The sequence below is a fragment of the Acetobacter sp. AAB5 genome, from assembly GCF_050106715.1.
Taxonomy (GTDB): Bacteria; Pseudomonadota; Alphaproteobacteria; order Acetobacterales; family Acetobacteraceae; genus Acetobacter; species Acetobacter oryzifermentans.
This window is the reverse complement of the sequence record NZ_JBNIEW010000008.1, coordinates 77,118-90,964: the sequence shown is the minus strand read 5'-3', so window position 1 is coordinate 90,964 and position 13,847 is coordinate 77,118. Positions and strand designations below refer to the sequence as shown.

The 13,847-nt window shown below is 51.5% G+C and carries 12 protein-coding genes and 1 tRNA gene; 8 read left to right on the top strand and 5 right to left on the bottom strand.

Annotated features, from left to right (window positions below):
* Nucleotides 1-155 precede the first annotated feature (155 nt).
* On the bottom strand, nucleotides 156-854 hold the full coding sequence (locus tag ACP7IZ_RS09255; RefSeq protein WP_426848849.1) for a histone: 699 nt from the start codon (nucleotides 852-854) through the stop codon (nucleotides 156-158).
* Nucleotides 855-1,172: 318 nt separating this feature from the next.
* Here ACP7IZ_RS09255 and mtnA point away from each other — a divergent pair, with 318 nt between their 5' ends.
* The 4 genes from mtnA (at nucleotide 1,173) to ACP7IZ_RS09235 (ending at nucleotide 5,129) form a co-directional block, all read left to right on the top strand.
* Nucleotides 1,173-2,270 carry an S-methyl-5-thioribose-1-phosphate isomerase gene (gene mtnA, locus ACP7IZ_RS09250; RefSeq protein ID WP_426848848.1) on the top strand — a complete coding sequence of 366 codons (1,098 nt, stop codon included), beginning with the start codon at nucleotides 1,173-1,175 and terminating at the stop codon, nucleotides 2,268-2,270.
* Nucleotides 2,271-2,388: 118 nt separating this feature from the next.
* Nucleotides 2,389-2,904: a Cys-tRNA(Pro) deacylase gene (gene ybaK / locus ACP7IZ_RS09245; RefSeq protein ID WP_332340066.1), complete on the top strand. Its 516-nt coding sequence runs from the start codon at nucleotides 2,389-2,391 to the stop codon at nucleotides 2,902-2,904.
* Between the two features lie 145 nt (nucleotides 2,905-3,049).
* On the top strand, nucleotides 3,050-3,976 hold the full coding sequence (locus tag ACP7IZ_RS09240; RefSeq protein WP_035352356.1) for a DUF2272 domain-containing protein: 927 nt from the start codon (nucleotides 3,050-3,052) through the stop codon (nucleotides 3,974-3,976).
* 112 nt (nucleotides 3,977-4,088) lie between these two features.
* Nucleotides 4,089-5,129 (top strand): cysteine synthase A, encoded by a 1,041-nt coding sequence (locus tag ACP7IZ_RS09235; protein ID WP_426848847.1) that lies wholly within the window; start codon nucleotides 4,089-4,091, stop codon nucleotides 5,127-5,129.
* A 72-nt stretch (nucleotides 5,130-5,201) separates the two neighbouring features.
* Here the strand turns inward: ACP7IZ_RS09235 and guaA are convergent, their stop codons facing one another.
* Nucleotides 5,202-6,803: a glutamine-hydrolyzing GMP synthase gene (gene guaA / locus ACP7IZ_RS09230; RefSeq protein WP_019087904.1), complete on the bottom strand. Its 1,602-nt coding sequence runs from the start codon at nucleotides 6,801-6,803 to the stop codon at nucleotides 5,202-5,204.
* Between the two features lie 219 nt (nucleotides 6,804-7,022).
* Between guaA and ACP7IZ_RS09225 the strand changes: the two genes are divergently transcribed.
* Nucleotides 7,023-7,475 carry a hypothetical protein gene (locus ACP7IZ_RS09225; RefSeq protein ID WP_426848844.1) on the top strand — a complete coding sequence of 151 codons (453 nt, stop codon included), beginning with the start codon at nucleotides 7,023-7,025 and terminating at the stop codon, nucleotides 7,473-7,475.
* Nucleotides 7,476-7,548: 73 nt separating this feature from the next.
* Nucleotides 7,549-7,625 (top strand) — tRNA-Arg (locus ACP7IZ_RS09220).
* Nucleotides 7,626-7,738: 113 nt separating this feature from the next.
* Here ACP7IZ_RS09220 and ACP7IZ_RS09215 read toward each other — a convergent pair.
* Together ACP7IZ_RS09215 and ACP7IZ_RS09210 are read right to left on the bottom strand one after the other, a co-directional pair.
* A complete protein-coding gene (locus ACP7IZ_RS09215; protein WP_426848843.1) occupies nucleotides 7,739-9,139 on the bottom strand; it encodes a sugar porter family MFS transporter in 1,401 nt (466 codons plus the stop codon).
* Nucleotides 9,140-9,219: 80 nt separating this feature from the next.
* Nucleotides 9,220-10,467 (bottom strand): transglycosylase SLT domain-containing protein, encoded by a 1,248-nt coding sequence (locus ACP7IZ_RS09210; RefSeq protein ID WP_426848841.1) that lies wholly within the window; start codon nucleotides 10,465-10,467, stop codon nucleotides 9,220-9,222.
* Between the two features lie 265 nt (nucleotides 10,468-10,732).
* Here ACP7IZ_RS09210 and ACP7IZ_RS09205 point away from each other — a divergent pair, with 265 nt between their 5' ends.
* Nucleotides 10,733-12,328 carry an L-lactate permease gene (locus tag ACP7IZ_RS09205; protein ID WP_414145083.1) on the top strand — a complete coding sequence of 532 codons (1,596 nt, stop codon included), beginning with the start codon at nucleotides 10,733-10,735 and terminating at the stop codon, nucleotides 12,326-12,328.
* Nucleotides 12,329-12,414: 86 nt separating this feature from the next.
* Here ACP7IZ_RS09205 and ACP7IZ_RS09200 read toward each other — a convergent pair whose 3' ends face one another.
* The gene (locus tag ACP7IZ_RS09200; RefSeq protein ID WP_426848840.1) at nucleotides 12,415-12,717 is read right to left on the bottom strand and encodes a putative quinol monooxygenase; all 303 of its coding nucleotides are present in this window, start codon (nucleotides 12,715-12,717) and stop codon (nucleotides 12,415-12,417) included.
* Between the two features lie 149 nt (nucleotides 12,718-12,866).
* Between ACP7IZ_RS09200 and rfaD the strand changes: the two genes are divergently transcribed.
* Nucleotides 12,867-13,847: an ADP-glyceromanno-heptose 6-epimerase gene (gene rfaD / locus ACP7IZ_RS09195; protein ID WP_089179563.1), complete on the top strand. Its 981-nt coding sequence runs from the start codon at nucleotides 12,867-12,869 to the stop codon at nucleotides 13,845-13,847.

The following is a 13,847-nucleotide window of genomic DNA, read 5'->3' as shown; positions in this document are numbered from 1 at the left end:
AACTCTATTTTCGCATGCCATCTGCATATCTTCACAGATAGATCCAGAATATTTTAATTAAAAAAAAGCCCATTCCGTTTTTACCGGAATGGGCTTTTTCTAAAACAACATTATTTTACTGATAAATCTCTAAACCAGATAAAATACTGTTATTTTTAGGATGCACGGGTGCGACGGGTTGTTCTAGCCTTTGTCTTCCGTGCTGCGGGTGCTTTTGCCGCAGTTTTTTCAGCCTCTGCTGCTGCCAAACGTTCATACCGTTTACGGCGACGTTCTTCCTGCACAATACGCAGCTTTTCCACGGCAGAAAGCTTCTTTTTAGCTACGGGCTCTACAGCACGCACAGCCCGCTTACGGGTTGCTGGAACTGCTGGTTTTGCAACCTTGCTGGCCGCGGTTGTTTTTGGGGTGCGTGTAGCACGTGCAGGTTTAGCTGCTTCAACCTTAGTAGCTGATTTTGCAGTTTTACGCGTTGATGCAGTGGCCGGAGCTTTGGCAGCACGTGTTGCTTTGGTTGCACGCACTGGCTTTTCTACAACCTCTTCCACTTTGGCTTTAGTGCGCCGCGTTGGCTTGGGGGCAACCTTGCTTTCAGCCTTAGCTGCTACTGTTTTTTTACGTGCCGTTGTTTTAGGCGCTACTGTTTTTTCTTCAGCAGGCTTACGGGCAGCAGCTTTACGCACATAAGAACGGCGTGGCTTAGGAGCTTCTGGTTCTACTTCAAAATCAAAAAGCTCTTCTACTTCGACAACTTTTGCGCGAGGTGTACGCTTTTTGGGGGCTACAGCGGCAACCTTGCGCTTGGAAACCGTTTTACCCGCAGCAGGTTTTCGGCGGGTTCTTGTCTCACTCATTTTAACTCCTTCTCAACCCCCTTTAAAAATAAGGAGATATATAAACAAAATTTTTAAACTTCAAAACTTCTTCAACTGAAGCATATACCTACAAGAACAGGTATAGCCTTAGATTTTCATTCTACATAACAAATGCTATAGAAAATGCAAAAAAATACTTTCAGATTTAAAGATATATTTCATTCTTCTGATCTATTTACCTTAAAAATGTTCTAAATACGTTCTCAAAAATTTCATGTGCTTGTACCCTGTTGCCCAAAACAGGTAATCATCCTTATATCCTAAACGCAGACCTCTCCTTCTCACGGAACATGCTTCATGAAAATCAATGGCACCTCTTTCCGCAGTGTATGGGTTGATGAAAAAGACCTGTGGTCTATTCATATTTTCGATCAGACACGCCTTCCCTTTTCACTGGACATCCTGCGGCTTACAACTGTTCAGGATGTAGCCCATGCCATTACCAGTATGCAGGTACGTGGTGCTCCGCTTATCGGTGCTGTTGCCGCATATGGTCTGGCATTGGCATTACGCACAGACAGCAGTGATACCAGTCTGGAACAAAACGCAGCCATGCTTGCGGCAACGCGCCCTACCGCCATAAATTTGCGTTGGGCGCTTGAAAGAATGCTAAATACTCTCCGGCCCATTCCACCAGAAAGCCGGGTATCCGCTGCTTATGCAGAAGCCCTGCGTATTTGCGATGAAGATGCAGCCCAAAATGAAGCTATTGGCAAGCATGGCCTTAAACTTTTGCAGGATCTTGCCGCCAAAAAAGAAAAAGGCCAGCGCCTGAACATTTTAACCCACTGCAATGCTGGATGGATTGCCACAGTAGATTGGGGCACAGCCTTGGCCCCTATTTACATGGCGCATGATCTGGGCCTGAACGTGCATGTGTGGGTAGATGAAACACGCCCACGCAACCAGGGCACTGCCCTTACTGCATGGGAACTCGGCAGTCACGGTGTTCCGCATACTGTTATTACAGATAATGCAGGAGGCCATATGATGCAGCATGGCCAAGTTGATATTGTTATTGTTGGAACAGACCGCGTAACACGCAATGGAGATGTTGCAAATAAAATTGGCACTTATCTGAAAGCTCTAGCCGCGCAGGACAATAAAATACCATTCTGGGTTGCATTACCTTCTACAACCATAGATTGGCGTATTGCCGATGGCATCCGTGATATTCCTATTGAAGAACGTGCAGCATCCGAAGTTACACACGTGCAGGGGCGTATGGCAGACGGAAAAATAGGTTCCGTGCAAATCACTCCAGATCATAGCCCTGCAGCTAATCCCGCCTTTGATGTCACACCCTCCAGGCTTGTAACTGGGTTGATTACAGAAAAAGGCTGCTGCCCTGCTACAGAAAGCGGTCTCCTGGGCCTGTTCCCCAACCATACGTAAAGGCCATTCTGCATACCGCCATGTTGCATGGCGGTATGCAGCCTCCATGACTTGACGCTAAGAGTAACTATTGAATAAGCGAAACCATGTGCATGCCTTGCAAAAGGCACAATGCTTCATGGATTTTCCAGAAAGGGCTACCATGTCAGAAACCATTGAAACACCAACAACGCAGTTTCTGACTGCTCATGGCATTGCCTTTACCCTGCATGATTATGATTATGTATCAGACCCCGGAAAAATTGGCTTACATGCCGCTGCTGGTATTGGTATCGACCAAAACAAGGTTTTTAAAACCCTAATGGTTGAAATTGATAAAAAGCAGATTGTTTGCGTGGCCATTCCTGTTCATAAAAAAATGGACCTGAAAAAAGTGGCTGCCCTGTTTGGGGGGCGCAATGCGCGTATGCTGGGGGCAGAAAAAGCCGAAGCCCTAACCGGGTTTAAGGTCGGTGGCATCAGCCCCTTTGGCGCGCGCACGCAAGTACCGGTTGTATTGGACGAAAGTGTTCTCAAACTGGATACACTTTATATTAATGGCGGCGGCAGAGGTTTGGTGGTGGCACTTAAACCGGCAGACGCCATCCAATGCGTAAATGCCCGCATGGCAGATGTGACCGTGCCTGACGCCTGATAACACAGGCGCAAAAAAGAAACAGACGCCGCACAAAAACACAAACCCTCTTCCACCCAGAACAACAGGCGCTTATTGCTATATCATTCAGACTTCCGACCAATGGTTGTCTCGCGCTCCGGATCTGCCGGAGAGTTGTTCTGGTATGGAGACGAGATTGTCACGCAAGCTTACCGTTGCCCTGCTGGCCCCTTTGTGTCTGGCAGCATGTGCCACACAGCAACCACAGCCAGGTGCACGCCCCACCCCAAGCGCTGCCTCCAGCACAAACGCTTGGAATACAGCCAGTGGTGGCTACGGCTATGGTGGCCATGTGCCGGATTTTGCCACCCGCAATTTTGAGCCCTTTAACCGGCAGGATGTTGTTGGAATTGCCATGCGTGAATGGCGCCTGTTTGGAAGCCCGGTTAATGATGATGACCCGGAGCAGCGCCCAGAACCACAAGTGGCCTCTGTTAAGCCAGAGCGCGCCCCTGGCCTGTGGGAACGCGTAGGAGAATACTGGTGGATTGGCATGGACCCGGACATGACCGAAACATCATGGACCGGTAAACACGATGCCAACGGCCGACTAACCGACTTTGTGCATGACGGATCTTATGCGTGGTCCGCTGCTTTTATTTCCTACGTTATGCGCGTAGCCGGGGCCAACAGCCGTTTCCCCTATTCTCCCAATCATTCTACTTACATCAACGCAGCGGCTTCTGGGCAATCTCCCATTTTGCGGGCGCAGGACCCTGCAAATTACACCCCAAAACCCGGTGATCTGATCTGCGTTGCACGTGGCCGTAGCAAAGACACCATCCGATTTTCCAGCCTACCAACATCTTACGGGTTTCCGGCCCATTGCGGCTTTGTTGTAGCTGTTGGCCAGAATGGACAGCCTTTTGGGCGGCAGATCAGCATTATCGGCGGCAATATTGATGATGCCGTGGCCCTGACACATGTACCAACAGACACCCAAGGGCGCCTCACCTCCCCCGATGGTCAGAGCTATGATTCACGCTATCCGTGGGCGGCGGTGCTGGAAGTGCTGTACGATGCTGAACAGGAACCAACAGCCGGCCAATAAAAAACTACACACGCTGCCATGTTCCATCTGTTTGTCCTTGGGGCAGAATTTTCAGGTGGAGCATGGTAGTCTGATCAACGCATTATAACGTGACAGCATAAGGTGTAACCAAATGACTGAAAACGCCGTTTCCACCCCTCATCCCGGCTGGACCACGCTTTCTGCCGACATGCCGGGTGCTGTGGGCGGAACCCCACTGGTACGCCTACGCAAAGCGTCTGAAGCCACGGGGTGCGATATTTACGGTAAGGCCGAATTCATGAATCCGGGCGGCTCCGTCAAGGATCGTGCGGCGCTGGCTATTATTGAAGATGCAGAACGCCGTGGCGTGCTAAAGCCCGGTGGCACCATTGTTGAAGGTACGGCAGGCAACACAGGCATCGGCCTCACACTGGTTGCCAATGCGCGCGGGTATAAATGCGTTATTGTCATGCCCGAAACTCAGAGTCAGGAAAAAATCGGCTTCCTGCGCATGATTGGGGCAGACCTTCGCCTTGTACCTGCCAAACCTTACCGCGATCCGGGCAACTATGTGCACGTTTCACGCCGTCTTTCCGAAGAAAACGGATGGGTATGGGCCAACCAGTTTGACAACATTGCCAACCGTGAAGGCCACCGCGCCACCACCGCACCAGAAATCTGGCAGCAGATGGGCGGCAAGGTAGATGCCTTTACCTGCGCTTGCGGCACAGGCGGCACGCTGGCTGGCGTAGCCTTGGGCCTGCACGATGCAGCCAAACGCGATGGCGTAGCAGCCCCCCGTATTGTGCTGGCAGACCCAGAGGGCTCTGGCCTGTATGGCTGGGTGAAAAGCAATGACCTGTCTGTTTCTGGTTCTTCCATTACAGAAGGCATTGGCCAGTCCCGTGTGACAGGCAATCTGGAAGGCGCACCGATTGATGATGCCGAGCGGATTCCAGACCCGGAAGCGCTGGACATTATTTATAGTCTGCTAGGTGAAGAAGGCCTTTCCGTTGGTGGGTCTTCTGGCATTAACGTGGCTTCTGCAATCCGCACCGCACGCAAGCTTGGCCCGGGGCATCGGATTGTCACCATTCTTTGCGATGGTGGTGCCCGTTATGAATCCAAACTGTTCAACCCTGAATTTTTGCGAGCAAAAAATTTGCCAATCGCACCTTGGCTGAACAAGTAAGATATTTGGCAAGAAACCAATAAAAAAGGCCGGGGGCTTTACAGCCACCCGGCCTTTTTTACGATAGGAAACTTATTCCCACTCAATCGTGCCCGGCGGCTTGGATGTGATATCATACGTGACGCGGTTGATCCCGCGCACTTCGTTCACAATGCGTCCGGCAACACGGGTGAGGAAGCCCATGTCAAACGGATAAACATCGGCTGTCATGCCATCTGTGCTGGTTACGGCACGCAGGGCGCAGGCCTGATCATACGTGCGGCCATCGCCCATCACACCAACAGTGCGCACAGGCAACAATACAGCAAAAGCCTGCCAAATGGCATCATACAGCCCGGCTGCGCGAATTTCTTCCAGAAACACGGAATCGACCTTACGCAGCAGATCCAGTTTTTCCCGCGTGATATTACCTGGAATACGAATAGCCAGACCCGGCCCCGGGAACGGATGACGCCCGACAATAATTTCGGGAATATCCAGCTCACGCCCCAGATCGCGCACTTCATCCTTGAACAGTTCACGCAGCGGTTCAACCAGCTTCATGTTCATACGGTCTGGCAAGCCGCCAACGTTGTGGTGCGACTTAATGGTAACGGAAGGACCACCCGTAAAGCTGACGCTTTCAATCACATCCGGATAAAGCGTACCCTGAGCAAGGAACTGCGCACCACCCAGCTTGGTTGCTTCTTCTTCAAACACTTCCACAAACAGGCGGCCGATGGTTTTCCGCTTGATTTCCGGATCTGTGACACCTTCCAGCGCTTTCAGGAAGATGTCTGAGGCATCACGGTGCACAAGCTGAATATTGAACTGGCCGCGGAATGTCTTGATAACATCATCTGCTTCCCCAGCACGCAGCATGCCGTGATCAACAAAGATACAGGTCAGCTGATCACCAATGGCTTCATGGATCAGCACCGCAGCCACGGAAGAATCTACACCGCCGGAAAGACCACAGATAACCTTGCCATCACCCACTTGTTCACGAATCCGGGCAATTTCCATTTCACGGAAACCTGCCATCGTCCACGTACCAGAACAGCCCGCTACGTTATGAGTGAAGTTCTTAAGCAATGCTGCGCCATGCGGTGTGTGCACCACTTCCGGGTGGAACTGCACACCATATAAGCGGCGTCCTTCATCTGCGATAACGGCAAACGGTGCACCTTCGCTTACAGCAACTGTGCGGAAACCGGGGGGAAGTTCCACAACACGGTCACCGTGGCTCATCCACACCTGCTCACGCCCACCGCGTGCCCATGCACCACGGAACAGCGCACAATCTTCTACAATATCAACAAAGGCACGGCCGAATTCACGGTGGTCTCCGCTTTCAACCTGTCCGCCAAGCTGTTTGCACATAGCCTGCTGGCCATAGCAAATACCCAGAACAGGCACGGCCATTTCAAACACCACATCTGGCACGCGCGGAGCATCCGGATTGTTCACACTGGCAGGGCCACCAGAAAGAATAATACCACGGGGTGAAAACTGACGAATCCGTTCAGCATCTGCCGTAAACGGCCAGATTTCACAATACACACCACTTTCGCGCACGCGGCGGGCAATAAGCTGCGTAACCTGACTTCCGAAATCCAGAATCAGAATACGGTCATGGTGCAAGGATTCATCCAGCTTGGAAGGCGAAACAGGCGGGGTGGCATCAACAGACATGAACTGCAGGTCTTTCTGATTTCAGTGCCAGAACTGGCTTTTCCTAGGGATGTGCAGCCACATATAGGGCTACACGGGCTCTCTTACAGGCGGATATAAAGCCATGCTGTCATGGCGTCACCCTAAAAACCAGAAAGGTGCGCACCTATCCTGCCTGATACCTGCCTTGCCTGTGCCATACACAAGGTACAGATTGCCAACGAAATCAGGAGTTTTTGCATGAAGCACACACATTTTTCCTGTTGGCTAAAATATGGCGCACTGGCTTTGGCTGGCTTTGGCTTTTTTTGCACATCGGCGCAAGCAGCCAAACAACCCGCCGCTGCCGCAGATGACCCGTATGGGGAATGGATTGGCACACTGGTGCAGGATCAAGGCGAAAACTGCCCCGTTAACGGCACATCACTTATGCAGATTGAACCTAAACGCATGATTTTTGTGCCGGAAATGGGCACACTTATCCTGCGAGGCACGCCCGATAAGAACAAACAGCACTATCATGCCCAGCTTATTCTAAAAGATGCCAAAAACCAGCCGCTCCCCATGGTGTTTGAAGCCCATCCGGCTGGCGAGACGTTTGAAGGCACATACGGAACACCAGAATGTCGGGCGCATGTTACGCTCCACCGCCCGGCAGACCGCGGCTGGAAAAACTTTCTTGGGAATGACTGACAAAAAAAATTCACTTTTTTACATTTTAGGGGTTGCCGACCTCACCGCCCTCGGCTAAATACCCGCTCACGGCGCACCCGTAGCTCAACTGGATAGAGCACCAGACTACGAATCTGGGGGTTAGAGGTTCGAGTCCTTTCGGGTGCGCCAGAATTTTCCAAGAAAATTTAAATTCCTTTTTGCGCAAGATTTTGCGTATGAATTTGCGCTCTTGCCCTTTTAGAATGGACGCATTTTGTCTGCGCCCATTCCTATGCTTTGGTTCAAGAAATCCCGATATCCCGCAATTTTTTGCCAGACATCAGATTCCGTTCAATTTGTTCCAAACTGATGCCTTTGGTTTCTGGCACAAACAAATATGTCAGCCCTAAAAAGCAGGCATTCAATATGGCAATCATTCCAAAGGTGGCAGAACCACCCAACAATGCCAGCACACTTAGAAAAGAAGCGCCAACAATCATGTTGGCAATCCAGTTTGTAAGCGTGGAAAGCATAATACCCAGATCCCTGCCCTGCATCGGCTGAATTTCCGAACACAGCACCCACACAATCGGCCCGGCAGACATGGCATGCGCTACAATAAAAACCATAATCATAAACACACATGCCATGCGGGATGCCTGATCCACCATACTGCCATGCAGCAGAAGGGATAAGCACGCCATGCTCAGCACCATAATGGCAAAGCCACAATACAGAACTGGCCTGCGCCCCCACTTATCAACCAAGCTGATAGCCAGGAATGTTGCCATCACATTCACCAGCCCGATCATGGCGGTACACCACATCTGTGCAGTGCCGACAAAACCTGCGAGCTGAAAAATACGCGGGGCGTAATACATCACCACATTAATACCCGCGAACTGCTGCATAATTTGCAGCAACATGCCCAAACCAACCGAACGGCGAAAATTGCTGTTTGCACGCAATAAGCTCCAGCCGTTTTGCTGTGCCTGTAACTGGTTGTGAATGGCCTTTATTTCTGCTCGTGCTTCCTGCGGTGTTGCGCGCAGGCTGGTTAGCACTTCCAGCGCTTCGTCCCTACGGCCACGCATCATCAGCCAACGCGGGCTATAAGGCAGAAACAAAACACCAATAACGTAAACAACACCGGGAATGGCAATAACGCCAAACATCCACCGCCATTGTCCGTGGTAGCTAAAAAACGTATCGCTTAAAAACGCCAGAAAAATACCTATCGTAATCATAAGCTGATAGGTGGAAATCATGGCGCCACGGCTGGATTGATCTGATACCTCTGAAAGATAAAGAGGCGCAGCAAAAGCCGCCACGCCAATGGCCAGCCCCATAAGCAGACGCCCGACTATAAGCACAGGCACAGACCACGCCAGAGCACAGAGTAAGGACCCGGCAATAAAAACGCCGCCCCCAAAAACCAGAGACCATTTGCGCCCGGTATGCCGGGTAATCCACCCTGCACATACAGCCCCTACGGCAGCGCCTGCCATCATGGCGCTGACAATCCATTCCTGCGCCAGAGTAGAGGCATGAAAATCCTGCGCCAGAAAATCTAACGCTCCGGAAATAACACCAATATCCAAACCGGACATTAAACCAGCTGTTGCAGCCAGAACACCAACAACCACAACCTTTATGGGAAAAGTACTTTCTGTTCCCTTATCAGGCATTGCTGCGTTTTCCATTTATTGTTCCACTTTGTTTTTCTGGAAGACGCAGTGGCTTTACAGGTAATTGGATCAAAAGGGAAAAGACTTTCCTTCTCCTACCCTCCGCGCACCTCAATACAGGGCAAAGAACGTGCCCGTAGCACCTGACAAACATCTGCCGGACCGGTATTTTGGGCCGTAATAAACTGCGCCCGATAATAAGACCGCCCCGCCACAGAAGCTTGTGTAACGGTAGGACGCACAGATAAAGCATGCGCTGTTAACAGACGATGCACCGAGTCTAGCGTGCGCTGGGCCTCGGCATAGGATGCAAAAGCCCCAACCTGTACCGCCCCGGATGATCTTCCAGACAAAGATGATGGAGGCAGCGTGAGAACATGCTCAGGGGTGGAAGGAGCATAACGCCTTTGTGCTGAAGGTAAATTGTAAGCCGCAGTTTGCACTGGTGCACTAGAAGGCGCTACCGCAAGCGGGGTAGCTATTACCGCCTGATCTGGAATACCAACCGGTTGAGCCTGTGCAACTTCTACAGGAGCTGCCTCTTCAACCGGTTGCGGATCAGGATGCGGCGTATCTCTATCCATCAAACAAGGGGTTGAGGGATCATACGCTGCATTGGGGTCTCGCAAACAGCCATCGGCTGTGCGCGAAAGATCCGCCCGCGCATACTCTGCCACAGGAGCAGCCGCCACAGATGGACCTACGCTGGCGACCATGACAGGAGCAGAGGACGGGGAAAAACTGCCTGTTGGTGCCGTTGTTGTGCCTAAATATGGCGTAATGGATGCAACATAATTCACCGTTTCATCCGGCAAAGGCCGCCCGGATGTTAAGTAATCATCCACGCGTTGCGGGCCTGCATTGTAGGCTGCCAAAAATCCTGGTGCGCCATAATGATCATACATCTGGCGGATATAGCCTGCGCCCGCCATGATATTATCATGCGGGTTATACGGATCTCCCCCCAGATTGAACTGGCTTTGCATATCCGCATAAGTAGCGGGCATAAGCTGCATTAGCCCCATTGCGCCAGCAGATGACGTTGTAAGCTGACCATCCAGATACTGATGCCCGCCCGATTCCTGCTGCATCACGGCACGTATCCAGCTTTCCGGTATGGAAAAACGCTGCGATGCTTCTTTTATGTATGGCCCCCAAGGATCTTCTGCCGGACCTACAGGCCTATAGGCAGCAGGATTGGCTTCTGATCTTTCATATGCGGCCTGATAATACGCCTGAGAGGACGCATATCCCCCGGGTCTGACGGCAGGTGTCGCGCACCCCGCCAACCCCAGCATGAGCGCAGCATATACAATTTGCCGTTGCTGAACCCGAAAAGACACCCGCTGTCCCCTTCCGTATGAACTTTTGCCATAAGGCTTGTCCCATAAACTTGCGACAAAAAGCACGGATTACGGGACACCCCCACATCTATTACCAATATGTCATTTTCATGGAAGATGGCTGTTAAGCAGCCTTATCTAAAAGTTCCCTCATCACAACATATTGTTATAACGACATTTTTTCTTGCATCATGCCGCAACCGCCCGCTTAAGATTGCTTTATCCCCCACATAAGAAGGGGAATAACGCCTATTCAGGAACTGCCATGTTCATACAGCCACTTGTTCCGGCGGGGCACAGCCTTGTGCTGTCATTTCTGCTCGCGGCCTCACCTATTATCGTGACACTCTTTGTTATGGGTATTCTACGCCGTCCGGCATGGCAGGCCACTCTGGGCGGCTTGATTGTCGGGTTGCTTGTTGCCACCACCATCTGGGGGCTACCAGCCAAACTGGCAGTCGCCAGCATCAGCAACGGTGTTGTGTTTTCTCTTCTGCCGGTTATGTGGATCGCACTTTCTGCACTCTTTCTGTTCAATGTGGCCGTGCAAAATGGGCGGTTTGATGCCTTCCGAGACTGGATTATCCAACACGTTCCCAATGATAGGCGCATCATGCTGGTGGTGCTGGGCTTCTGTTTTAGTGCCGCATTGGAAGGCGTGGCTGGATTTGGCACACCTGTAGCCATTACCAGCGCTTTACTGATCATGCTGGGCTTTCCGGCACTGGATGCCCTTACTTATGTGCTGATCTTTAACTCCGCACCGGTTGCCTTTGGTGGCTTGGGTATTCCTGTTACCGTTCTGGGCTCTATTACAGGCCTCCCCGCTGATGTGCTGGGGGCAACCATTGGGCGGCAGCTTACCCCCTTTGCACTGCTTATTCCCTTTTACGTTATGGCGCTTTATGGCGGGTGGCGTTCCGTCCGACAGACATGGCCTGTGCTGCTGGTAGCCGGTGGCAGCTTTGCCCTGACACTGCTGGTTATCTCTGGTGCCGGGCTTTACAGCCTCAGCAACGTGCTTTCTTCCAGCGTGGCGCTTGTTGCTACCATTGGCTTCCTGCGTTTTTGGAAACCAGCATCAGACCCACAATACGCTATTGATCTCAGCGGCTTGAACAGTCAGCAAGCTGGCGCAGCTCCTGCTGTTCCCCGCTGGCAAGGATGGATTCCTTGGATCACGGTTATTGCTGTGGTGATTGCGTGGGATGCCCTGCATATTGCTAAAATTGGCACGCTGCCCATTCATTGGCCTGGGCTGGATAATGCGGTGTTTATCTCTCTTTACAAAACGCCTTATGCCGCTGTGTGGAAGTTTGAACCATTGGGCACAGGCACGGCCATTTTGGTTGCTACCATTCTAACAGCTCTGTTCACCCGCACCACGTTGCAACAGTTTGGCGCGGCTGCCCGCACCACACTCAAGCAGGGTTGGCTGGCTGTCGTAACTGTTGCACTCACAATTGGGCTGGCGTTTTTGATGAACTATTCCGGCATGACCTATACTTTAGGGTATGCGGTTTCCTCCGCTGGTATGGTCTTTCCGCTGGTTTCTGTTTTCCTAGGCTGGATTGCCGTGTTCCTGACAGGAAGTGATACCTCCGGCAATGCGCTTTTCGGCAACTTGCAGGTGGCCGCAGCGCATCAGCTTTCGCTGGACCCGGTGCTGTTTGCTTCTGCCAACTCATCCGGCGGTGTCATGGGCAAAATGATCTCCCCCCAGAACATCACTACCGGCGTATCTGTAACGTCCTTGAAAGGTCAGGAAGGCACTGTGCTGGCACGTACCTTTAAGCACAGCCTGTTTTTAACCTTCTGTATCGGACTGGTGGTTGTTTTCCAGCAGTTTGTGCTGCGGTAGCAGCCTTATTTTACCCGATAACTCAAAACAAAAAACGGCCCCATACAAGTGGGGCCGTTTTTTTATGCAGATTTCAGCGTGTGCGTTCAGGCACCGGGCAAAGGCTGCAAAATATGAAGCTGAATGGGCTTATCCAACAGCGTGCTAATTTCTGCTGCAAGTGTTTTAAAATGCGGTGTTTCCATATGATCCTGCAATGCCTTACGGCTTGCCCAGCGTTCTACAAAAACAAATGTCTGCGGATCATCCAGATCACGGTTGGGCACGTACTGGCTGTTGGTGCTTTCTGCACGGGATGGCTTAATGCACGCCACCATAGCCCGCGCTACTTTTTCCTCTGCGCCCGGCTTTGCCTTTAAAAAAGCAACAACTGTAATTTCTTCGCTCATGCTACGGGCCTCTTTCCTGGTAAATTGCAATTACGCGTAAATAGTAGGCAATATATTGCGCTCTGACTACGGGATGAAACACCACCTCTGAGCACATCAGGCATTTGACAGCTTGGAGTGTGCGAAGCCGCCCATTATACTCCCGCACCATGATAGTAATTACAGGGGGAGCCGGTTTTATCGGCTCATGCCTACAGGCAGCGTTGGCCGCCAGAGGGCTGGAAACCATAATTGTTGATTGGCTTGGGCAGGAAGGTAAATGGCGCAATGTGTCCCAACATGCGCCAACACGCCTGATTGCCCCAGAAAACCTGGAAGATTTTCTGGCGACCACCCCCAAAATAGACACCATCTTCCATATGGGCGCTATTAGTGAGACCACCGCAACAGATGGTGATCTGGTATGGCGTACCAATGTGGAACTCTCGCAAACACTATGGGACTGGTGCACACGCAACCGCGCAAGATTTATTTATGCGTCTTCTGCCGCCACATATGGCGCGGCGGATAAACCCGAACTTTTTAATGATGATCCGGGACATCTCTCACAACTGCGGCCACTCAATTTGTACGGCTGGTCCAAACACGTGTTTGATCAACACGTTACCACCACGCTGGATCAGCACACACCGCGCCCGCCACAATGGGCCGGGCTAAAGTTCTTTAACGTTTACGGGCCGAACGAATACCACAAAGGCAAAATGATCTCTGTGGTGAAAGTGAAGTATGATGAGGTTAAATCTGGCCAACCCGCCCGTTTGTTCCGGTCTGATAGGCCAGACATTGCAGATGGCATGCAGGCCCGTGACTTCATATGGGTGGGTGATGTCGTAAACGTTATGCTCTGGCTGTATGATAACCCGGAGGTATCAGACCTGTTTAACTGCGGCACCGGCACAGCACGCACGTATCTGGATCTGGCCCATGCCGTGTGCGATGCCATTGGCTGCGAGCGCCAGATAGAATTTATTGATATGCCCCAAAGCTTGCGCGGGCAGTATCAATCCTACACACAGGCAGATCTTTCCCGCCTGCGGGCCGCTGGTTACACTGGCCAGTTCACATCGCTGGAAGAGGGCGTTAAACGCTACGTGCAAGACTATCTTGCCACGGATAATCCCTATCTCTGA